This window comes from Streptomyces sp. x-19 (assembly GCF_046549115.1).
GTDB classification, from domain to species: Bacteria; Actinomycetota; Actinomycetes; order Streptomycetales; family Streptomycetaceae; genus Streptomyces; species Streptomyces albulus_C.
Genome location: NZ_JAJPWK010000048.1, coordinates 1 through 23,797 on the forward strand (window position 1 = coordinate 1; position 23,797 = coordinate 23,797).

Below are 23,797 nucleotides of genomic sequence, written 5' to 3' on the forward strand. Positions count from 1 at the left end.
TGACTTCTTCCGGATGGGTGGTGATTCCATCCGTGCGGTGCAGGCGGTGTCGCGTCTGCGTCGTGCGCGGCTGGAGATCACTGTCCGGGAGCTGTTCGACCACCCCACCGCCGAAACCCTCGCCGCCCTCGGCCAGGACTCCGCACCGGCGGGACCGGCGCCCGTCCCCGCCGCCACCCGTGGCGGAGCGCTCCCGCTCTCGTTCGCGCAGGCCCGTATGTGGTTCGCCGCCGAGGTCGACCCGGACGGCACGGAGCACAACACCGGTGGCGCCGTCCGTATCCGGGGTCCGCTGGACGTGCCCGCTCTCGAAGCCGCGCTGGGGGCCCTCGTCGTCCGGCACGAGTCGCTGCGTACGACCTTCGACACCGTCGACGGCCAGGGCGTCCAGATCATCCACCCGCCCGCCCCCGTCACCCTGCCGGTTCGCGAAGCCACCGCCGAGGAGGCGGCGGCCGTCCTGCGGACCGAGCTGGAGACGCCCTTCGACCTGCGGACCGGGCCGCTGCTGCGTCCCACCCTGCTGCGCACCGCCCCGGACGAGCACCTGCTCGTCCTGTCGATGCACCACATCGTCACCGACGGTTGGTCCGTGAACGTGCTGGCCCGCGAGCTCGCCGCCCTCTACGCCGGTGAACCCCTGCCCGAACTCCCCGTCCAGTACGCCGACTACGCGGTCTGGCAGCGCGAGACCCTCACCCCCCGGGCACTCGACGAGGACCTGGCGTACTGGCGCACCCAGCTGGCCGGCGCCCCCGTGCTCGACCTGCCCGCCGACCGCCCGCGCCCGGCCGTCCGCACCCGCGCGGGCAGCACCTACGACGTGGACCTGCCCGCGGAGCTCTTCGACCGCCTGGCCGAGGTCTGCCGGGCCCAGGGCGCCACCCTCTTCATGGGGCTGACCGCGGCTGTCCAGTTGACGCTGGCCCGCACCACCGGCCAGCGGGACGTCGTCCTCGGTACCGCCGCCCTCGGCCGTGACCGCCCCGAACTTGAGGACGTGCTCGGCTTCTTCGTCAACACCCTGGCCCTGCGGACCCGCGTCGACGAGTCCGCGACCGGCACCGAACTCCTCGCGGCCGTGCGGGAGACGGTCCTGGACGCCTTCGCCCACGCCGAGGTGCCCTTCGACCGCGTCGTCGACGCCGTCGTCGCCGAACGCGACCCCAGCCGTACCCCGCTCGTCCAGGCCATGATGGTGCTCCAGACGCGCCCCTGGCAGGCGGACGACGTGCGCGGCCTGCGCGTCGAGGCCGCCGACCTGCCGCGCCAGGACGCGCAGTTCGAGCTGACGCTGGAGTTCTGGGAGCGGGCCGACGGCATGCGGCTCTCCCTGAACTACAACACCGACCTGTTCGACGCCACCACCATCCACCGCATGGCCGGTCACCTGACCGAGGTCCTCACCGCCCTCGCCGGTACTCCGGAGCTGCCGCTGTCCCGCATCCCCCGGCTCGCCGGGCCCGAACGGGCCCTGATGCTGGAGGACTGGGCGCGGGGCGCCGACACCCCGTCCGCGGCCGTGCTCACCGACGTGTTCGCCGCACAGGCCGCCCGCGCGCCCGAAGCCGTCGCACTGATCCGTGGCGACGAGCGCACCACCTACGGCGAACTGGACGCCCGTACGGATCGGCTCGCGCACGCCCTGCGCGCGCAGGGCGTCGGACCCGAGACCCGGGTGGGCGTCTGCCTGCCGCGCGGCACCGAACCGATCGTGGCACTGCTGGCCGTGCTCAAGGCGGGCGGTGTCTTCGTACCGCTCGACACGAACTACCCGGCCGAGCGCCTGGCGTACATGGTGCGCGACTCCGGCGTCGAACTGCTGCTGGCGGACGCCGCGGCCGCCGACGCGATCCCCGGCACCGACGTCCCCGTGACGCTCCTGGCAGACCTCGACGCGTTCGCCGCCGCTCGCTTCGCGAACGTGCAGGGCGCGCCACTGGTGGCACTGACCCCGCAGAACGGCGCGTACGTCTTCTACACCTCCGGCTCCACCGGCCGCCCCAAGGGCATCGTGCTGCCGCACGCCGGTGTCCTGCGGGTGGTCCGCGACCCGCGCCTGGGCACCACGGCGGCCGACGTGGTCGGCCAGTTCGCGACGCTGTCCTTCGACGCGAGCGCGCTGGAGATCTGGAGCGCCCTCGCCAACGGCGCCGCCCTCGTGGTCTCCACCGCCCGGGTGCTGTCCGTAGAGGAACTCGGCGCGCTGCTGCACGGCCAGGGCGTGACCGTCGCCTGGCTGACCGCCGGCCTCTTCCACGAGGTCGTCGACACCGACGTGACCGTGCTCGCCGGGCTCCGACTGCTGATGGCGGGCGGTGACGCGCTTGCACCGCACCACTGCCGCACCGTGCTCGAACGGCTCCCGCAGGTCCGGCTGCTCAACGGCTACGGCCCCACCGAGACCACCGTCTTCGCCGCCGTCCACCCCGTCGAGGCCGCGTCCGTGGGTGCGTCCGTGCCGATCGGCGCGCCGCTCGGCCGCACCGGCGCCTACGTCCTGGACGACTGGCTGCGCCCGGTCCCGGCAGGGGTGCCCGGCGAGCTCTACGTCACGGGCGACGGTGTGGCACGCGGCTATGTCGGCCAGCCCGGCCTGACGGCGGAGCGTTTCGTCGCCTCGCCGTTCGGCGGTCCGGGTGAGCGCATGTACCGCACCGGTGACGTGGTGCGCTGGTTGCCGGACGGGCAGCTGGAGTTCGTGGGTCGTGCCGACCATCAGGTGAAGGTGCGGGGTTTCCGTATCGAGATCGGTGAGATCGAGGCGGCGCTGGCGGCGCATCCGGATGTGGCGCAGGCCGTGGTGACGGTGCGTGAGGTGCGGCCGGGTGTGAAGCGTCTGGTCGGCCATGTGGTCGGCGACCAGGTCGATCACGCCGGTCTGCGGGAGTTCGTGGTGAAGTCGCTGCCGGACTACATGGTTCCCGCCGCGTTCGTGGTGGTGAGCACGTTCCCGCTGACCGCGAACGGCAAGGTCGACCGGCGAGCGCTGCCCGAGCCCGACCTGAACGCGGCCACGGCCAAGGACCACGTCGCCCCCCGGACCCGGGCCGAGCGGATCGTCGCCGAGGTCTGGGGCGACGTCCTGGGTGTCGAGCGTGTGGGTGTGCGGGACAACTTCTTTGAGCTGGGCGGTGATTCGATTCTGAGTATTCAGGTCGTGTCGCGGTTGCGGCGTGCGGGTTTGGTGGTGTCGCCGCAGGATGTGTTGGTGCGGCAGACGGTGGCGGGTGTTGCTGCTGCCGCGCGTGAGGCCGGTGCGGTGGACATGGAGCCTGAGGTGACGGGTCCTGTCGTGCTCTCGCCCGTCCAGGAGTGGTTCCTGCAGACGCATCCGGTGGCGCCGGATCACTTCGGTATGTCGATGCGGGTGGAGATCGCCAAGGGTGTGGACCGGAACGCTCTGTCTCGTGCTGTGTCGGTGGTGTTGTCGCATCACGAGGGTTTGTGGGTGCGGTTCGAGCAGGCGGCTGAGGGCTGGCGGCAGTGTGCCGGTGAGCCGGGTGTGGTCGTGGTCGAGTGTGCGGCGGATGTTGATGGTGTGGTGCAGGAGGGTTTCCGTCTGGAGGGTGGCCCGCTGGTGCGGGTGGTCCTTTCCGAGGGTGAGCTGTTGATTGCTGTGCATCACATGGTGGTGGACGGTGTCTCGTGGCGGATTCTGTTGGAGGACATCGCGGTCGCCTACCGTCAGCTGGTCGCTGGTGAAGAGGTCGTCCTGGACGGGACGTCGCTGTCCTTCCCGGCGTGGACGGCGAAGCTGGCCGCGCATGACTTCTCCGACCAAGTGCCCTACTGGACCGACGTCGTGGAGGGCACAGGCCCGCTCCTCGACGAAGGCACCTCCACCGTCGCCGACACGGCGATCGAGACCGTCTCCCTGACCGTTGAGGAGACCGAGGCGTTGCTGCAGCAGGTTCCGGCCGTTTTCCGTACCCAGGTCAACGACGTCCTTCTCGCCGCGCTCGGCCGCGCGTTGGGGGAGTGGTCGGGTCGTGACCGCGTGGTTGTGGATCTGGAGGGTCACGGTCGTGAGGAGGCCGTGGTCGGTGCGGATGTGTCGCGTACGGTCGGCTGGTTCACGTCCATCTATCCCGTCGCGCTGGGTGCGTGTGCGGACTGGTGTGAGCAGATCCGTACGACGAAGGAGATGTTGCGGGCGGTTCCGGACCGGGGTATCGGTTTCGGTGCCCTGCGGTTCCTGCAGGGTGCCGAGCTTGCCGATCCGGCGCAGGTCAGCTTCAACTACCTCGGCCGTTACGGTGCCGAGGGCGACCCGGACGTGTTCGCCGGGATGCTGCCCGTCACCGGCGACCACGCCCCCGCCGAACACCGTCCGCACGTGTGGGACGTCGTCAGCCGGGTCGAGGACGGTCGGCTGCGCATCGACCTCTACCACCCGGCGGCCGGGTCCGGCCAGGCCCGGGAGTTCGCCGGGCGCTACCGTGAAGCGCTGCGCGAGGCCGTGGCGTACTGCCTGACCGAGGGCACCGGCGGGCGGACGCCGTCCGACTTCCCGCTCGTCTCCTGGGACCAAGCCACCGTCGACCGCGTGATCGGCACCGGCGAGCACATCGCCGACGTCCACCCGCTCTCGCCCATGCAGCACGGACTGCTCTTCCATTCCCTGGAGGACCCCTCCGGCACGGCCTACGTCGAGCAGATGTCCTTCGTGCTCGAAGGCGTGGCCGACGTCGGCCGCCTCGCCACCGCCTGGCAGGAGGCCGTCAACGCCTCCGACGCGCTGCGCGTGTCCGTCGTGTGGGACCAGGCCGACGAACCGGCCGCCCTCGTCCACGAGCGCGTCGTGATCCCCGTCCACACCGAGGACTGGACCTCCCTCGACGCCGAAGCCCGCGCCGTCCGCCTCGCCGAGCGCAAGCACAGCGACTTCCACGGCATCCGGCTCGACAGTGCCCCGCTGACGCGGCTGTCCCTCGCCACCCTGGGCGACGCCCGCGTCCAACTCGTGTGGACCTTCCACCACCTCCTCCTGGACGGCTGGAGCACGCCGCAGCTGCTGGACGACGTCTTCGCCCGCTTCGCCGGCGGCACCCCGCAGGTCCGTGCCCCCTACCGGGACTACCTGGCCTGGCTGGCCGCCCGCGACACTGAGGCCGACCGCGCCCACTGGCGCGCCGTCCTGGCCGGCTACGACACCGCCCTCACCCTGCCCGCCGCGCCTGATGCCGTCGCGTCCGCCGAGGGCATGCGGCACCTCGACGTCGCGCTGCCGGGGACGCTGTCCACCGAGGTCGGCGAGTTCGCGCGGCAGCACCGGCTCACCGTCAACGCGGTGGTCCAGGGCGCCTGGACGCTGCTGCTGTCCGCGCACTCGGGCCGGAACGACATCGTCTTCGGCGCCACCACCTCCGGGCGCCCGGCCGACCTGGCCGACGCCGATTCCGTCATCGGTCTGTTCATCAACACCGTTCCGGTGCGCACGGTCCTGGACCCGTCCGCGTCGGTGGTGGAGTGGCTCCAGCGGCTCCAGGCGGAGCAGTGGGAGTCCCGCGCCCACGAGTACCTGTCGCTGCCCGAACTCACGGCGCTCGCCGGCCTCCCGGCCGGGACCCGCCTCTTCGAGAGCGTCCTGGTCTTCGAGAACTACCCGGTGGCCGATGACCTGGCCGCGCGCCACGGCCTGTCCGTCACCGAGGCGGACGCCGCCGTCCAGGGCGGCGACTACCCGCTCTCGCTGACGGCCTTCACCGGCCGCCAGCTCGTCGGCGGCACCGATCCGGGCGTCTCCCTGCGGCTGTCCTACGACCCCCGGGTGTTCGGGGACACGGCCGCCTGGCGCCTCGCCGACCGGCTCGCCGCCCTGCTCCGCGGCCTGCTCGACGAGCCCGTCCTGGCCCGGATCCCGCTGCTCACCCCGGCGGAACGGGACCGGTTCGCCGCCCGGCAGACCACCGCGGAGACGGGCCCGGACGGGGAGACGGTGTCCCTGCCGTCCCTCTTCGAGGCCCAGGCCGCCCGCCGCCCCGACGCGCCCGCCGTCGTCTGCGACGGCACCGAGCTGTCGTACGGCGAACTGGAAGCGCGCGCCAACGGATTGGCCCACCACCTCGCCGCCACCGGCGCTGGCCCCGAGACCGTGGTCGGCATCAGTCTGCCGCGTGGCGTGGATTGGCTGGTGGCGCTGCTCGCCGTCGCCAAGACCGGCGCCGCCTGCCTGCCGCTCGACCCGGCCCACCCGGCCGACCGGCTCACCTTCATGGCCGCCGACGCCGGCGCCCGGCTGGTCCTCGGCGACCCTGGCACCGCCCCCGAGCTGAACCCCGTGGACATCACGGCACTCGGCGCCGGGACCGCCCCCCACCCCCCGGTCCGGCCCGATCACCCCGACGCGGCCGCCTACTTGATCTACACCTCCGGTTCCACCGGCCGCCCCAAGGGAGTCACCGTCCCCCACCGTGGCCTGCGGAACCTGGGCACCGCCCACGCCCGCGCCCTGGAGCTCGACGGCGACGCGCGCGTCCTGCAAAGCGTCTCGCCGGGCTTCGACGTCGCCATGGGCGACCTGGTGAACGCGTGGACCGCCGGCGCGGCCCTCGTCCTCGCCGGCCCCGGCCAGAGCGTGGGCGAGCCCCTCGCCCAGCTCCTGGATGAGCAGCGCATCACCCACGCGATGCTTCCGCTCGCCGCGCTGTCCACCCTGCCCGATCTGCCGCTGCCGCACCTGCGGTCCCTGGTCTCCGGCGGCGAGGCGATGCCCGCCGAGATCCCCGCCCGCTGGGCCCCCGGCCGGATCTTCGTCAACGCCTACGGGCCGACCGAGACCACCGTCGCGGCCACCCTCAGCGACCCGCTCGCCCCGGGCACCGCCACGCCCCCGATCGGCCGGCCCGTCGACGGCGCCCGCGCGTTCGTCCTGGACGGCTGGCTGCGCCCGGTGCCGGACGGCACCGCCGGTGAGCTCTACCTCGCCGGGCCCGGCGTCGCCCGCGGCTACGCGGGCCGTCCCGGCCTGACCGCGGGCGCCTTCGTGGCCTGCCCGTTCACCGGCGGCCGCATGTACCGCACCGGCGACCTCGTACGTCGCCGCGGCGACGGCCAGCTGGAGTTCCTCGGCCGCACCGACCACCAGGTCAAGGTGCGCGGCCACCGCATCGAGCCCGGCGAGGTGGAGGCCGCGCTGACCCGGCACCCCGCCGTGTCCCAGGCGGTCGCCGTGGTCCGCGAGGACCAGTCCGGCCCCCGGCGCCTGGTCGGCTATGCCATGGCTGAGGGCGTGACCCCGGCCGAACTGCGCGAGTACGCCGGCCGTTCGCTGCCCGAGTACATGGTTCCGGCGGTCTGCGTCGTCCTCGACGCCTTCCCGCTCAACGCCAACGGCAAGGTCGACCGCAAGGCCCTGCCCGCCCCCGACCTGTCCACCCTCGTCCGGGAGTACGCCGCCCCCGCGACCGAAGCCGAGCGGGCGGTGGCGGCCGCCTTCGCGGAGGTACTCGGCGCCGGACGGATCGGCACGGTCGACGACTTCTTCGAGCTCGGCGGCGACTCGCTGCTCAGCATCCAGGTCGTCTCACGGCTGCGCCGGGCCGGCTACCCGGCCGCCGTCCGTATCCTGTTCGACCACCCCACCGTCGCCGGCCTGGCCGCGCGGCTCCAGGCGGACGGGACCGGGGACGGCGTGCCGGAGGCCGTCGCCCCACTCGTCCCGGCCCGCCGCGACGGCGGCCCGCTGCCCCTGTCGTACGCCCAGCGCAGGCTGTGGTTCGCGGCCGAACTCGACCCGGACAGCACCGAGTACAACTCCGGCGGTGCCCTGCGGCTCAGCGGCCCGCTGGACCTCCCGGCGCTGCGCCGGGCCCTGGACGCCCTCGTCGCCCGGCACGAGCCGCTCCGCACGACCTTCGCCGAGGCCGACGGTGAGGCCGTCCAGCTCGTCCGCCCGGCCACTGCTGTCCACTTGCCGGTCGAGGACTGCGCACCCGCCGACGTCTCCGCGCGGATCCGTGCCGCGCTCGGCGGCGTCTTCGACCTGCGCACCGGGCCGCTGTTGCGCGCCACCCTGCTCCGGGTCGGCCACGAGGAGCACATCCTGGTCCTCGCGATGCACCACCTGATCACCGACGGCTGGTCGATGGGCATCGTCGTTCGCGAGCTCGGCCGGCTCTACCAGGGCGCCGAACTGCCCCCGCTCGCCCTCCAGTACGCCGACTACGCCGTCTGGCAGCGCGACCGGCTCACCCCCGAGGCGCTCGCCGCGGGCCTGGAGCACTGGCGTGAGCGGCTGGCCGGCGCACCGGTTCTGGAACTGCCCACCGACCGGCCCCGGCCGGCTCGCCGTACCTGGGACGGCGCCCTCGCCGAGATCGACATCCCGGCCGACGTCGTGGACCGCTTCACCGAGCTGTGCAGGGCCCGCGGAGTGACGCTGTTCATGGGGCTCGTCGCCGCCGTGCAGCTGGTCCTGTCCCGCTACAGCGGCCAGCAGGACGTGGTTGTCGGCACCGTCACGTCCGGCCGCGACCAAGCCGAACTGGAGGGCCTGATCGGCTTCTTCGTCAACACCGTCGCCCTGCGCACGCGTGTCGACGAGCAGGACAGCGTCTGCGGTCTGCTGGCCGGCGTGCGCGAGACCGTGCTGGACGCCTTCGCCCACGACGAGATCCCCTTCGACCGGGTCGTCGACGCCGTGGTCACCGAGCGCGACCCCAGCCGCAGCCCCCTCGTCCAGGCTCTGGTCAGCATGGAGACCACCCCCGCGCCCGTCTCCGCGGCCGGACTGACCTGGCGGGACCAGCCCTTCGACGTCGACACCGCGCAGTTCGAGCTCTCCGTGGACTTCGCCGCCCGCGAGGACGGCCTGGCCGCCGCGATCAACTACAACACCTCGCTGTTCGACGAGGCCACCGTCCGGCGCCTGGGCGCCCACCTGGCGACCGTGCTCGCCGGGATGGCGGGCCCGGACAAACAGCTCGCGGACGTTCGCATGCTCACCGCCGAGGAGGAGCACACCCTCGTCCACGGTTGGAACGACACCGCACAGGACGTCCCGGAGCCGCTGCTGCCGGAGCTCTTCGCCGCCCAGGTCGCGCGGACCCCCGACGCGGTCGCCCTGGTCCACGGCGAGGAGCGGACGACCTTCGCCGAACTCGACCGGGCCGTGGGCCGGCTCGCCCACCGCCTGCGCGAGCGAGGCGCGGGCCCCGACACCGTCGTCGGCATCTGCGCCGAACGCGGCACGGACGTCGTCGTCGCGCTGCTCGGCATCCTCCGGGCCGGCGCGGCCTGCCTGCCCATCGACCCCGCCTACCCGGCGGACCGCGTGCGGCACATGCTCGGCGACTCCGGCGCGGCGACCGTCCTGGTCCAGGAGCACCTGACCGGCCGGTTCGCCGACTACGGCGGCACGCTGCTCACCCTCGAACGCGGCACCGACGGCGACCCGGAGGCCCCGGCCGTACCGTCGGTCACGGCCGACCACCTTGCCTACGTCATCTACACCTCCGGCTCCACCGGCCTCCCCAAGGGCACGCTCATCCGGCACGGCGCGTTCCGCAACCTCTACGCTCACCACCGCAGCCGCATGTTCGAACCCACCTCCCGGGGCCGCCAGATGCGGATGGCTCAGACCGCGTCGATCTCCTTCGACGCCTCCTGCGTCGCCCTCCTCTGGCTGGTCGGCGGGCACCAGCTGCATGCCGTCAACCACGACACCCACATCGACCTGCGCGCCTTCCGCACCTACCTGCGCGACACGCGGATCGACGTCATCGACGAGGCACCCACGTACCTGCGCGAGCTCATCGCCGACGGCATGCTGACCGACGAGGTTCACGTGCCGAGCGTGATCGTGTTCGGTGGCGAGGCCGTCGACGGCCGCATCTGGGACATCCTGCGGGCCCACCCCGAGGTCACCGCGTACAACTTCTACGGGCCCACCGAGTGCACCTGCGACTCGTTGACCTGGACCGTCCAGGGTAGCGAACGCCCCCTGATCGGACGCCCGGTCGGCAACGCACGCGCCTTCGTCTTGGACGCCCGGCTGCGCCCCGTTCCCGCCGGGGTCGTCGGCGAGCTGTACATCGAGGGCGCGGGCCTGGCCCGCGGCTACATCGGCAAGCCCGGCCTGACCGCGAGCCGCTTCGTGGCCTGCCCGTTCACCGGCGGCCGCATGTACCGCTCGGGCGACCTGGTCCGCTGGACCCACGAGGGCACCGTCGAGTTCCTCGGCCGCCGCGACGACCAGGTCAAGGTGCGCGGCTTCCGCATCGAGCTCGGCGAGATCGAGACCGTGCTGTCCCGCCACCCCGCCGTCGCCCAGGCCGTCGTGGTGGCCCGCGAGGACCAGCCCGGCGTCAAGCGCCTGGTGGCTTACATCGTGAGCGACGGAGCCGCGGCCGACCCGGCCGAACTGCGCGCCTATGCCGCCGACGCGCTCCCGGACTACATGGTCCCGGCGGCCTGGCTGCTCCTGGACGCCTTCCCGCTTAACCAGAGCGGCAAGGTCGACCGCAAGTCCCTGCCTGTCCCCGACCTGGCGGCCCTCGCTACCGCCTACACCGCGCCGCGCACCTCGGACGAGGAGGCAGTCGCCACCGCGTGGGCCGACGTGCTCGGACTGGAGCGCGTCGGCGCCCACGACAACTTCTTCGACCTCGGCGGCGATTCGATCCTCAGCACCCGAGCCGTCTCCCGGCTGCGGGCGGCGGGGTACGACGTCAGCGTCCGCGACCTGTTCAACGCGCCGACCGTCGCCGGGCTCGCCGCCCTGGTGGCCGCCTCCGCCGAACCGGGCGACCGGATCACCCCGGCCGCCCGCGACGCGGCGCTTCCTCTGTCGTACGCCCAGGCCCGTATGTGGTTCGCGGCCGAACTCGACCCGGAGAGCGCCGAGTACAACTCCGGGATGGCGCTGCGCCTGTCCGGACCGCTGGACCTCGGCGCGCTGCGTGGGGCGCTGGACGCCCTGGTGGCCCGGCACGAGTCGCTGCGGACGACCTTCGACACCGTCGACGGGCAGGGCGTCCAGCTCGTCCACCCGCCCGTCGCCGTGCCGCTGCCAGTGCGCGAGGCGGGGCCGTCGTCGTCCTCGGGGGCGCCTGCCGCGGAGACCCAGATCCGGTCCCTGTTCGCCGAGCCCTTTGACCTGCGTACCGGACCGTTGCTGCGCTCGACCCTGATTCGGTTGGGCGGGGAGGAGCACGTGCTCGTCCTGTCGATGCATCACATCGTCACTGACGGTTGGTCGCTTGGCGTGATCCGGCGTGAGTTGGGTGAGTTGTACGCGGGCCGTGCGTTGGCGGAGCTTCCGGTTCAGTACGCGGATTATGCGGTCTGGCAGCGGGAGCGGTTGACCGGGCGGGTGTTGGAGGAGGGTCTGGGGTACTGGCGGGCGCAGCTTGCCAAGGCCCCGGTGCTGGAGCTGCCGACGGACCGGCCGCGTCCGGCGGAGCGCACCACGCGTGGTGCGAGCTGTCAGATGGTGGTTCCGGCGGCGTTGGTGGCGCGTTTCACGGAGGTGTGTCAGGCCCAGGGTGCCACGCTGTTCATGGGTCTGACTGCGGCCGTGCAGCTTCTGCTGTCCCGTTACAGCGGACAGCAGGACGTGGTCCTCGGCACCGTGACCTCGGGCCGTGACCGGGCCGAACTAGAGGACCTGGTCGGCTTCTTCGTCAATACCCTGGCGCTGCGCACGCGGATCGACGAGCGCGAGAACGCGCACGGGCTGCTGGCCGCGGTGCGCGGCACGGTCCTGGACGCCTTCGCCCACGCGGAGGTGCCCTTCGACCGCGTCGTCGACGCCGTGGTCACCGAACGCGACCCCAGCCGCAGTCCGCTCGTCCAGGCGGTCATCAGCTTCGACAGCCAGGCCGACGGCCCCGGCACTCCGGAGGCTGCCGACGCGACCGCGCTGCGCTGGTCGGAGCACCCGCTCACGACGCGGACCTCGCAGTTCGACCTCACCTTCGACTTCGGCGCCGGCGGGACCGGTGGCGAGCTCCAGGCCCATCTCGTCTACAACACCGACCTGTTCGACGAGACCACCATCCGCCGCATGGCGGGCCACCTGCTCTCCGCCCTGACGGCGTTCGCCGACGACCCGGCCCGTGTCCTGTCCGACCTGGACCTGCTCTCCGCCGACGAGCGGCACGCGTTGCTCCACGACGGCAACGCCGCCGGCTCTGACGTGGCACCGCTGTCGCTGCCCGCTCTCTTCGAGCGGCGTCGGGCCGAATGTCCCGACGCGCCAGCCGTCGTCACCGACACCGCCACATGGACCCACGCGGAGCTCGATGACCGCGCCACGGCCTTGGCCCGGCGGCTGCAGGCCGAGGGCGTCGGAGCCGAGACCGTCGTCGGGGTGTGCCTGCCGCGTGGGGCCGACTGGCTCGCCTCCCTGCTCGCCGTAGTGAAGGCGGGCGGCGTCTACCTCCCGCTCGACCCCGACTACCCTGCCGACCGGCGGGCGTTCATGCTCGCCGACTCCGGCGCCCCGCTCGTGCTCACTGACGCGGAGCACGCGCGGCTGCTCGACAGCACTGGGGTGCGCGTGCTGACGACCGGTGAGGAGCCGACGCCCGACCGTGCTTCCGGCCCCGCGTCGTCCGAGCCCGACCATGGCACGGACCTCCTCGGCCCCGTCTCCCCGGACTCCGGCGCGTACCTGATCTACACCTCCGGTTCGACCGGCGTCCCCAAGGGCGTCCTCGTCACTCACCGCGGCCTGGCCGCCTTCGCCGCCACCCAGGCGGACCGCTTCGGGCTCACCCCCGGCTCCCGGGTACTCCAGGCGGCGTCGGCCAACTTCGACGCCTCCGTGATGGAGATCCTCATGGCCTGGTCCGTGGGCGCCGCCCTGGTGCTGCCCGCCCCGGGCCGGGTCCTGGGCGAGGAACTGACCGAGGTGCTCACACGGCAGCGGGTCACCCACGCCATGATCCCGCCGGCCGCGCTGGCCGGCGTCGGCAGCGCGGAACTCCCGGGCCTCACCACGCTGGTGGTGGGCGGCGAGGCATGCCCGCCCGAGCTGGTCGGCCGCTGGGCACCGGGCCGGGCCATGCACAACGCTTACGGACCGACCGAGATCACCATCTCCGCGACCATCAGCGAGCGGCTCGTTCCGGGAACCGTACCGCCCATCGGCCGCCCGAACCTGGACACCCGGATCCACATCCTGGACGCCTGGCTGCGCCCGGTGCCGGAGGGCGTCCCCGGCGAGCTCTACGTCGCCGGTGCCGGTGTGGCCCGCGGCTACCTGGGCCGTCCCGGGCTGACCGCGAGCCGCTTCGTGCCCTCGCCGTTCACCGGGGAGCGGATGTACCGCACCGGTGACGTGGTCCGCCGGCGGCCCGGCGGGCAGCTGGAGTTCGTCGGCCGCGCCGACGACCAGGTCAAGATCCGCGGCTTCCGTATCGAGCCCGGCGAGATCGAGAGCGTCCTCGCCGCCCACCCGGGCGTGCGCCAGGCCCTCGTCCAGGTCCGCGAGGACCAGCCCGGCGTCAAGCGCCTGGTGGCCTACGTCGTCCCGGACGCTCCCGGCACCGGCCCCGGCTCCGAGGAACTGCGCGAGCACACCGCCCGTTCTCTCCCGGACTACATGGTCCCGGCGGCCTGGGTGGCGTTGGAGACGATCCCGCTCACCGCCAACGGCAAGCTCGACCGGCGCGCCCTGCCGACCCCGGACCTGCCGGCACGCGGCGAGACCCGGACGGCACCGCGCACCGCGACCGAGCGTGCGCTCGCCGAGGTGTGGCAGGCGGTTCTTGGCATCGAGGAAGTCGGCGTCGAGGACAACTTCTTCGAGCTCGGCGGCGACTCCATCCTCAGCATCCAGGTGGTGGCCCGCGCCCGCGCCGCCGGGCTGACGGTCTCCACGAGGGATCTGTTCGCCGCGCCCACGGTGGCCGGATTGGCCGCGCTCGCCGTCCGGGCGGGCGGGGAGGAAGGCGCCGAAGAGGCTCCCGACGCCGGCCGCGTCACCGGAGAGGTGCCCCTGAGCCCGATCCAGCGCTGGTTCCTGGATGGGGAACGGGACTCCTACGGCCGGTTCACCATGTCCGTCTACGCCGAACTGGCCGAACGGCCCGACCACGACGCCCTCCAGGCGGCCGTGGCGGCCCTGTACGAGCACCACGACGGACTGCGCAGCCGCTTCACCCGCGAAGGCGGTGCCTGGCGGCAGACCGTCGCCGCGCGGGAGGACGGCGACTGGTTCACCTGGCACGACCTGGCCGGGGAGGACACGGCGGCTCGCGAGGAGACCATCGAGCGAATCCTCGCCGAGACGCACGCCGGCCTGGACATCGGCAGTGGCCCGCTGTTGCGCGCGCTCGTCCTCGACCAGGGCCAGGACCTGCCGGTCCGGCTCGCCCTCGTGGCCCACCACCTGGTGTTCGACGTCGTCTCCTGGGGCGTGCTGCTCTCCGACCTGGCACGCGCGTACGAGCGAATCGCGGTGGGCGAGCGCCCCGGACTCGGCGCCCGCACCACCTCGTTCCAGGAGTGGTCCGGCACGCTCACCGCCTTGGCGGAGGCAGGCCGCTTCGACGAGGAGATCGCGTACTGGCAGGAGGCCGAGCGTGTACCGCGGCTGCCGGGATCCGGCTCCGCGGCCAACACCGCGGACTCCGAGGAGACCGTCTCCGTACGGCTGGACGAACGGACCACGGCGGCACTCCTCCAGACGGTTCCGGGGCGCCATCGGGCCCGCGCCAACGAGGTGTTGCTCGCTGCCCTCGGCCGGGCGCTGGCGGAATGGACCGGCCAGGACCGGGTGGCGGTGGCCCTGGAGGGCCACGGCCGTGAGGAGGAGGTGGCTGACGGCGTCGACCTGTCCCGTACGGTCGGCTGGTTCACCACCATCTTCCCCTTCGCCTGGGACGTGCCCGGGCCGGGGGACTGGCGGTCCGCGGTGACGGCGGTCAAGCGCCGCCTGCGCGCGGTCCCGCACAAGGGCCTGGGCTACGGCGTCCTGCGTCACCTGCGCGAGGACTCCCCGCTCACCGGTCCGCTGCCCGACGTGAGCTTCAACTACGTCGGCCGGTCCGACGGGTTCGACCCTGGGCTCTACAGGCGTCTGCTGGACGACCCGTCCGCCACCCAGGGCGGCGCGGGCACCCGTGCCCACCTGCTGGACATCGTGTGCGGGGTGCAGGGCGAGCGGCTTACGGTCGGGGTGTCGTACTCGGCGGCGGTGCACGACCGCGCCGACGTCGAGCGGCTCACGGACCGACTGGCCGGACTGCTGCGCGACCTCGCGGGCACCGGCGAGCCGATGCGGGAAGTCGATGCCGGGCCGCTGCCGCGGGGAACCAGCACACCGTCGCAGGAATGAGAAAAGCCCCGGCCCGCAGGCGCTCACGGGGGATAAGCGCGATGCGGGCCGGGGAGCCTTTTGTCCGCCGGGAAGAAGACTACGCGGGGGAATCGTGGGGGCATTGGTTCTGGCCCCCCACTCCATGGTGGAGCTAGCTCCACTTTCGGAAGTGTATCCCGCGTGCTTACCCGGACCCTTTCCGGACCGGTAGCTTTTCACCGTCGCCCAATGCACTGGAGGTCCCCCGGATATGAATATCGAAGAGGCCCCGCAGGACTGCCCGCACCCCGAGTTCTCGCCTTACGCCCTGGAAATGGACGTGGTCTCTCTTTCGTACGGCTCCGTGACGGTGCTGAGCGAGGTGACCGTCGGGCTGGTGCGCGGCGGGGTGACCGCGGTCATCGGCCCGCCCGGGTCGGGCAAGAGCACCCTGCTGGACTGCGCCACCGGCCGCCTTACGCCCACCTCGGGCTGGGTCGGCCTGCACGACCGGATCGCGCGGCCCGCGCCCGGGCAGTGGGACCGACTGCTGCACGCCGACCCGGAGAAACCCGAACTGCTGGTCGCCGACGACCTGGAGGACGCGAGGCCGCTCTACGCGGCGATGGCGCTGGAGGACCAGGCCCGTACCGTGCTCGTGACGACGTCGTCGGTGGCCGTCGCGGCGGCCGCCGACGTGACGCTGTTCCTGGCGGACGGACGGCTCACCGACGTGATGTGCGGAGCGTCCGCCGAGGAGGTCGCGGCCCGGCTGGTGGGACTCACCGCGCGCTGCTGAAACGGGCCAGTTGTTGTACCCGGTGGGGCGCTACAGCCGGGCCTGCGCCAGGTCCTGGCGATGGAAGCCGTCGAGCAGGGAGGCGCCCAGGGGCGTCAGCGAATGACGGGCGGTGTTCAGCCGCCGCTGCGTGGTGATCAGGCCCGCGTTGCGCAGCACGGAGGTGTGCTGGCTCGCGGAGGCCGCCGAGATGCCGATGCGGCGGCCGAGCTCGGTGGTGGTGCAGCTCTCGGTCAGGCTCTTCATGATGGCCGCGCGGGTCCGCCCGACCAGCGGGCCGAGCGCGTCGGTAGCGTTCTGCTCGGGCGCGGGTGCGGCCAGCACGGCCTCGACGGAGCCGGTCGTCGCCGGGTACGCCAGCATCGGCGGCCGGTTGGGGCCGGCGGCCGGCACGAGCACCGGACGGTCGGTCAGGAAGAGGGACGGGGCCAGCAGCAGGCCGGCCCCGTCCGGCACGATGTCCTGTGAGCGGTGGCTGGGGATCTCCAGCACGCCACCGTCCCAGCGCACCGAAGGGTGCAGCGTGGACAGCAGCCGCTCGATGCCGCCGGCGAGCACGGTGCGGCCGCGAGCGGCGCAGTCGTCGTTGAGGGTGTCCGACACCCGGTCCCAGTAGGGCGCGAGGGCGACTTTGTGGAACTCCTCCAGCATCATGGTCAGGTTCTGCCGCCCGGTCCCGGTCTCCGGATTCGCCGCTTTCTCGGCCATGTGCAGCAGGTCGGGGACGGTGCGCAGGGTGCGGGCCAGGGGCAGCAGGGAGCAGGGGCGCCGCCCCAGCCGGCTCGTGGTCCGCCGGCGCCAGGACGCGTAGGCGTCGCCACCGCCCTGACGGGCCAGCAGGTCGAGGGCGAACAGCGTCTCCACGAGAGGCCGCTCGGCGACCTTGACGACTGTGCGCGCCAGGTCCTGGGCGGAAAAATGGACGCGTTGCATGGCGGAAAGCACTCCGTGATCGAAGAAGTGGGGGACCGGGACCGGCGGGTCGGGCGGCTCAGGCGCCGGACACGGCGGCGTCCAGCGGATGGAAGGGGCAGCTCCACTGCTCATCTGTCCGCGCGCCGGAATACTGGCGGGCATCGGACGCCTCGCCGAACTCCGCGAGATTGGGGTTGATGGAGCTCTGCAGGCGCTCCTCGCGCTGGCGTATGCGGCGCTGGAGGCCGTAGTAAACGCCGGACTGCTTCAGCCGCCGGAACTGGTGGTTGGAGTTGAAGGCGAGAGCCGGCCGGGAGTAGCGCCGGGAGATCCGGGACGCGTTCTCGTGCATGCCGACGACGAAGAACGGGTGTCCGGCCACGCTGAACGCGAAGTCCGGGGAGGCCGGGTCGTGGGCGACGTCCGGCGCCCAGGCGAAGCCGCGTTCGGCGTCGAGGTGGTGCAGGTCTGTGAGCTGCCGCCACATAAGTTCGCCGAATTCCGGCTCGGTGAGCTCGGCCGGTCCGTCGAAGACGGCGACGAAGGTCGCGAAATTCTCGGTCGGGCGCAGCTGCCCGGCGACGAATTCGGAAATTGCCGAATGGAGTGCCGACGTGGTTTCGGCACTACCCATCGTGCCGAGCTGGACGGGCGTCAGAATGCCTCGCCGGACGGCGGATTTGGCGGCCAGACATGAAAAGTCCTCGCTCATGATCCAGTCTGTGAAATGACGGTGAACCGGAATATCCATAGTTCCCCCTTGCCGGAATGTGCATCGTGTATAGACTTCATGCACTTCCTCCCCCGTGCAGCGTCGTCCACCTTATGTACAGGTTTGTTTCTGCGCAATGTGAGTAATTCGTGGATGAGGTATGAATTCCTCTCCTGTTGGAACGTGAATTCTTCATGGTTACTGGCGGGAAACTTATCGAACCGTCAGGTGTTTGCGCAGGTGGGAGGCTTGTTGTGGCTCTGGCGGATGCTCGCCGGACGCCTTCGAGTTGCGTGCCGGAAGCTTCGGCGGAAAGTGAAACTCATGGTGCTGAGCCGGTCGCGGGGTTACGGTCCGGCCCAGGCACTTCCCCCTGTGCACGCCTGAAACTGACCGACAAGACGCGGAGGCACGCGCGCCGACACCAATGGGGATCGGCGCCCCTGTGGCCGGTCTCACCGGCCTCCTTTGTGGGGCCTGCGACCTGTGGCCCCACGCCGCCTCTCGCGTCCAACCCGCCTTCCGGGCAAGGGATTGCTCAGGCCGGGTGGCGTGCCCGGACGGTGTGATTCGGCGTGGCCTTAACGACCTTGTGAGCCCGATCCGGCCGGTGGAAGCATCGGCCCGGCCAGACAACCGAAAGGGGGACCTCCCATGTCGCTCGCGATCGAGGCCGAGGGGCTGGTCAAGCGGTACCGGGAGACGACGGCCTTGCGGGACGTCCACCTCGCTGTGCCGGCCGGCACCGTGCACGGGGTCCTCGGCCCCAACGGAGCCGGGAAGACGACCGCGGTACGCATCCTCGCGACCCTGCTGACCCCGGACGGTGGCCGTGCCGTCGTCGGCGGCCACGACGTCGTGCGCGACCCGGTCGCGGTGCGCGGCGTCATCGGCCTGACCGGCCAGTACGCAGCACTCGACGAGGAGCTGAGCGCCGTCGAGAACCTCACGCTCATCGGCCGCCTACTGCGCCTGCCGGCCACGGAGGCGCGCTCCCGGGCCCGCGAGCTGCTGGCCGACTTCAGCCTCACCGACGTCCAGATGCGCCCGGTGAAGACCTTCTCCGGCGGTATGCGGCGCCGCGTCGACCTCGCGGCGAGCCTCGTCGGCCGGCCCTCCGTGCTCTACCTGGACGAGCCGACGACCGGCCTTGACCCGCACAGCCGCAACGAGGTGTGGGACAGCGTGCGCAAGCTTGTCACCGACGGGGTCACCGTGCTGCTCACCACCCAGTACCTGGAGGAGGCCGACCAACTCGCCGACCGGATCACGGTGTTCAACCACGGCACGGTCGTCGCCGAGGGCAAGCCGGACGAGCTCAAGCGGATGACCGGCGGGCAGACCCTGGAGGTGCGGGCCGCCCGGCGCGAGCAGACGGACACGGTCGCCGAGATCATCCTCGGCATCACCGGGCAGTTGCCGGCCCGCGACGAGGACACCGGCCGGCTCACCGTGCCGGTCCAGGACCCGACGGTCCTCTCCGCACTGGTTCACAAGCTCGACGCGGCCGACGTGGCCTTCGACGAACTCGGCCTGCGGCTGCCCACGATGGACGAGGCATTCCTCGCGATCACCAGCCCGGGCGGCGTGCGGGCCCCCCTCACGGAAGAGACGCGATGACGACCCCCACCCCTGCGAGCCGGCGCATCGGCCCGCTGGAAGCCCTCGGGAGCGCCCTGTTCTTGGCCTCCCGGAACGTCGGTAAGCTGTGGAAGAGCCCCGGGGCGATCCTGGACGTGACGCTCCAGCCGCTGCTGATGCTGTTTTTGTTCACGCTCCTGTTCAGCGGTGCCATCGGCGGCGGAGACCGGGATGGCTACCTCCAGCAACTGGTGCCCGGCCTGATGGTGTTCAGCCCGCTGTACGTGACGATCGGTACCGGCGTCGCCCTGTGCACGGACATCTCCAAGGGCTTCTTCGACCGGCTGCGCAGCCTCCCGATCGCCCGGTCCGCACCGCTCGCGGGCATCGTGATCGGCGATGTCGCCCGCTATGTGGTGTCGGTCGCCGTGGTCCTGGGCGTCGGCATGCTGATGGGCTTCCGCGTGCACACCAACCCGCTCGCCGTGCTGGCCTCGGCCGGCCTGATGATCGCGTTCGGTCTGTGCGTCTGCTGGATGGCGATCCTGGCCGGCATCATGCTCGACGCCCCGGCCTCCGTGCCCGGTGTGCTGATCGGCGCGGTCATGCCGCTGAGCTTCGGCAGCAACGTCTTCGCCGCCGCGGACTCCATGCCGGGCTGGGTGCAGGCGTGGGTGAACATCAACCCCGTCACCCTGCTGACCGATGTCAACCGGGCCCTGCTACTGGGCGAGGGCGAGGTGACGGGCCCGCTGTTGGGCAGCCTGGCCTGGATGGCCGGCTTCCTCCTCGTCTTCTTCCCGCTGTCGATGCGGGCTTATCGACGCCGGCTGGGCAAGTGATCTACGCGGCGTACGGGGCGGCTGGCGCTGGCCGTACCGGCAACGGGACTGGCTGCACAGCTGCGTGAACGCGGCTATGTGCCGATCGGTAGGGATCGGGGCGAGCTTCTCGAAGGCGGTGGCAGCGTCAAGTGCTGCACCTTGGTGCTTCGCTGGAGCCAGGACAAGCCCGGTGCCAACACCGACGCAGTGGCCATGGCCCGCCCCGGCGCCGGCCGTCATGAAGCTGTGGGGCAGCTGACCGCCTCTGACAGCCCAGGATGGACCGTGGCCCGACGGACCGGGGAGGCGCCCCTGTACCGAGAGGAGTACGAAAGTGAGCGTCCCTGATCCGGCCCGGCCCGACCGCGGCCGGGCGGCAGTCGGCATGCGCGCACCGCACGGGGTACCCGCGCTGGACCGGCCGCGCGTGCAACGCACTGGGAAACAGCAACGTGCGCCACGAACGGCAGGAACTCTGCGCCAGGAGTTGAGTGGCCGTCAACTCGGCATGATCGCGCTCGGCGGCGCTATCGGCACCGGACTGTTCCTCGGCTCGGGACAAGGACTCGCTCTCGCCGGCCCGGTGGTGGTGGTGGCGTACGCGGCGGCGGCCGTACTGGCCCTCGCCGTCACCTTCGCTGTCGCCGAGATGGCTTCCGTGCACCCGGAGGCCGGCGGATTCGGTGCCGTCGCACATGCCTATCTCGGTCCGATGGCCGGGTTCGTGCAGCGCTGGACCTACTGGGGAGCCCAAGTCGTCAATATCGGCAGCGAGGCGGTGGCTGCCGGGCTGTACACGCGCTTTTGGTGGCCGGACCTCCCGCTGTGGGTACCGGTGGCGGCCTTTTCCGCCGCCATGGTTGGCGTGAACGCCTTGTCCGTACGTTTCTTCGGCGAGTTCGAGTACTGGTTCGCGATGGTCAAGGTCTGCGCGATCGTGGCGTTCGTCCTCATCGGTGTCGCGGCCATCGTGTTCGGTCTGCCCGGGCAGAAACCCATCGGCGCCTCCACCATCACTGCCCACGGAGGTCTGGCTCCCAACGGACTGACCGGCCTGTGGATGGCACTGTGCATCGCCGCCTTCAGCTACATCGGTACCGAGACCCTCTCCCTCACGGCTGCGGAAGCCAGGAACCCGTCCCGCGACATCCCTCGAGCCGCTCGCGCCACGGTGTTCCGGCTCGCTCTCTTCTACGTGTTGAGCATGTGTGTGGTGGTGGCCATCGTGCCCTGGACCGAAGCCTCGGACGGTGACGGTGTCGCCCAGAGCCCGTTCGTGCGCCTCTTCGGTGCCGCCGGTGTCCCGGCCGCCGCAGCCATCATGAATCTCGTCGTCCTCACCGCCGCCTTGTCGGCTATGAACACCAATCTCTTCGCTACCGCCCGTACTCTGCATTCCCTCGGCCAAGTCGGCCAGGCCCCGGCCCGCTTCGCGCGATTGAGCCGACGCGGAACTCCACTGTCCGCACTGCTGCTCTCCACCGTCGGCGCGCTCGCTGCCGTGCTGATCTCAGCCATCGCACCGGCTCATGTCTTCCCCGCGATGATCTCGGTCGCGCTCTTCAACGCCCTGATCACTTGGCTGCTCATCTTCGCCACGCACCTGGTCTTCCACCGCGCCCGCAGGGCCGCAGGCCACGCCGTGTCCCCGGTGAGGCTGGCGGGTGCGCCGGTAACCACCGTCCTGGCGATGGCCTCCATCGTGGCCGTACTTGTGACGATGGCCTTCACGGACCAATTCCGCCTCGCCATCCTCGCTGGTCTTCCCTGCCTTGCCGCGACCATCGCCCTCTACCCGCTGGTCCGACGGAAGCTCCAGTCACGCCCTGAAGCCAGCTCTGGTTCCAGGCGCCTGTGACGGGCTTTGCCCCCCGATCTTGGATACTTGAGACATATAGGTCTTTAGGGCCTGAGAGTGGACATGTTGTGGGCATGAAGCACTACCCGATCGAGTTCAAGAAGGACGCGGTCGAGCTGCACCGGTCCCGTCCGCAGGCGAGGATCAAGGGGCTCGCCGCTGACCTGGGCGTCAGTCCGGAGACTTTGCGGAATTGGATTCGTGTAGAGGGGGCCACCCGTCCGCGGGGCCGGCGCGTCGCGGCGAGCGTTGCGGCTGCGGATCGGCCGTAGGCTGACCCGCGGCGGAGAGCGAGGCCCCTGCGTAAGGAGATCGCGGGGCTGCGGCAGGAGAGAGAACCTGCGGAGGGCGGCGAAGTATTTCGCCGGGGAGACGCGCTGGTGAACCGCTTCCAGTTCGTCGTCGACCACCAGCGCCGCTTCGGCGTGAAGCGGTTGTGCCAGGTACTCGGGATCGCCCGATCCAGCTTCTATCACTGGCGCAAGCCAGCCCCGACCAGGGCTAAGCGCCAGGCTGCAGATGGGAAACTCGCCGCGAGGATAAGGGAGATCCACCGCCAGTCGGACGGCACCTACGGTGTCCCGCGGATCGCCGCCGAGCTCCGCGACGGCGGCGAGCACGTCAACCACAAGCGCGTCGCCCGCGCCATGCGCCTCATCGGCGTTCCCGGGCTGCGACTATGCAAGAGGGTGCGGACCACGTTGCCAGGCCAGTCGCCGCGAAAGCCCCGGACCTGCTGGGACGGCACTTCACCGCCGAGACGGTGAGGGCGGTGGTTGTTCGTTGTGCTGCGTGACTGGGGCAAGGCGGCGGTCGCGCTGAACACTGAGGGCTCTGCGAAGCGGGACGGCCAGCCGTGGGTTGGCCAGAGTCTGCGTCAACAGGTGCTCAGTCCCGTTGTGTTGGAGGCACGGCAGGCGTTCCGTGGCTCAAGCAGGGTGAAGCGGGATCACGACGGTCGGCCTGTGAACGGCGATCCGGTGGTCATTCCGCTGCCTCCTGTCTTCACCCCAGCCGAGGTCGCGGAGGTCACGGCCGCCAGCAGATATCCGGTCCGCACACTGCAGAAGGCTCGTGTCTACACCCTCAGTGGTCGGATCGTCAGCCCTTGCGGCAAGCGCTACATCGGTGCAGGAACGATCAGCCGAGCCAAGATATACGGGTGCCAAGGACGGAGCGAGGCAAACGTCGGTGCACCCACCTGTTCCTGCCCCTACCTGGCCGCCCGCCCAGTTGAAGAGCAGACGTGGCAACAGGTTAGGACATTTCTCAGTGATGCCGACAGGCTCAGGGCTGCGGCTGGCGACTGGATCGGAGCGATGGAGGGGCAGTGCGTGCGCTCCGAGGAGCGTCGCGGCGAACTCGACAGGCGCATCAAGGCCCAGGCCCGGGCCGTTGCCATCGCCCTCAGCGTGGCCGTCAGGGAGGTTGCCTCACTTGATCTGTGCCTGGCGGAGGCGGAGACATTGTTGGAGCGGCTGATCGCTCCTGCGCAGGCCGAACTCAATGCGATGATCGAATCCAAGAAGGAGGTAACTGCCCGTCAGGCAGTAGGCGATGCGGCGCAGGAGAGGTCCGCCCAGCTGGTTGAGCTTGCTGTCATGGCACGCAGGACCTTGCATGACCTGCCGCTGGAACGCCAGAAGCAGTTATTGGCCATGATCGATATCAAGGTGACCTTCCTGGAACCGCCTAGTAGTGCTTTGTTAGGTGGTGTCGTAGGGCTGCCAGGGGGTGGGTTGGTGGCAGGTGGGGCAGGTGCCTGTCCAGGTGGCCAGGAGGTGTTGGAGGAGGTCCAGGGCCTGGTAGAGGGTCAGGCCCTGGCAGGGGCTTTTGGGCTCCTCCGTTGTTCGGTCAG

The 23,797-nt window shown here is 71.3% G+C and carries 10 protein-coding genes and 1 pseudogene; 9 read left to right on the forward strand and 2 right to left on the reverse strand.

The genetic code is table 11. The features are described from left to right. The first annotated feature begins 13 nt into the window (after positions 1–13). Entirely contained in the window at positions 14–15,289 is a 15,276-nt protein-coding gene (locus ACLJT4_RS40880; RefSeq protein WP_411130155.1) for an amino acid adenylation domain-containing protein, read from the forward strand. A gap of 232 nt (positions 15,290–15,521) precedes the next feature. Beyond that, positions 15,522–16,049: an ATP-binding cassette domain-containing protein gene (locus ACLJT4_RS40885; protein WP_411130157.1), complete on the forward strand. Its 528-nt coding sequence runs from the start codon at positions 15,522–15,524 to the stop codon at positions 16,047–16,049. A 30-nt stretch (positions 16,050–16,079) separates the two neighbouring features. Here the strand turns inward: ACLJT4_RS40885 and ACLJT4_RS40890 are convergent, their stop codons facing one another. Continuing rightward, positions 16,080–16,982 (reverse strand): winged helix-turn-helix domain-containing protein, encoded by a 903-nt coding sequence (locus ACLJT4_RS40890; protein ID WP_411130159.1) that lies wholly within the window; start codon positions 16,980–16,982, stop codon positions 16,080–16,082. A gap of 58 nt (positions 16,983–17,040) precedes the next feature. Then, the gene (gntA, locus tag ACLJT4_RS40895) at positions 17,041–17,715 is read right to left on the reverse strand and encodes a guanitoxin biosynthesis heme-dependent pre-guanitoxin N-hydroxylase GntA (protein ID WP_411130160.1); all 675 of its coding nucleotides are present in this window, start codon (positions 17,713–17,715) and stop codon (positions 17,041–17,043) included. Between the two features lie 615 nt (positions 17,716–18,330). Here gntA and ACLJT4_RS40900 point away from each other — a divergent pair. From ACLJT4_RS40900 to ACLJT4_RS40930, 7 genes and pseudogenes are all read left to right on the forward strand, one after another. Next, positions 18,331–19,296: an ATP-binding cassette domain-containing protein gene (locus ACLJT4_RS40900; RefSeq protein ID WP_411130161.1), complete on the forward strand. Its 966-nt coding sequence runs from the start codon at positions 18,331–18,333 to the stop codon at positions 19,294–19,296. Then, positions 19,293–20,099, forward strand: coding sequence for an ABC transporter permease (locus ACLJT4_RS40905; RefSeq protein ID WP_411130162.1), 807 nt, complete (start codon positions 19,293–19,295; stop codon positions 20,097–20,099). Before ACLJT4_RS40900 ends, ACLJT4_RS40905 begins: the two co-directional genes overlap by 4 nt. A gap of 36 nt (positions 20,100–20,135) precedes the next feature. Further along, a pseudogene (locus ACLJT4_RS40910) lies at positions 20,136–20,252 on the forward strand (amidinotransferase); the annotation flags it as partial. 163 nt (positions 20,253–20,415) lie between these two features. Next, on the forward strand, positions 20,416–21,939 hold the full coding sequence (locus ACLJT4_RS40915) for an amino acid permease (protein ID WP_411130163.1): 1,524 nt from the start codon (positions 20,416–20,418) through the stop codon (positions 21,937–21,939). 74 nt (positions 21,940–22,013) lie between these two features. After that, on the forward strand, positions 22,014–22,211 hold the full coding sequence (locus ACLJT4_RS40920; protein WP_411130165.1) for a transposase: 198 nt from the start codon (positions 22,014–22,016) through the stop codon (positions 22,209–22,211). Between the two features lie 108 nt (positions 22,212–22,319). Continuing rightward, complete coding sequence (locus ACLJT4_RS40925) at positions 22,320–22,706, forward strand: IS3 family transposase (protein WP_411130167.1); 387 nt, start codon at positions 22,320–22,322, stop codon at positions 22,704–22,706. Between the two features lie 9 nt (positions 22,707–22,715). Continuing rightward, positions 22,716–23,797: zinc ribbon domain-containing protein (locus tag ACLJT4_RS40930; RefSeq protein ID WP_411130168.1), on the forward strand; the 1,082-nt coding region annotated here is incomplete at its 3' end.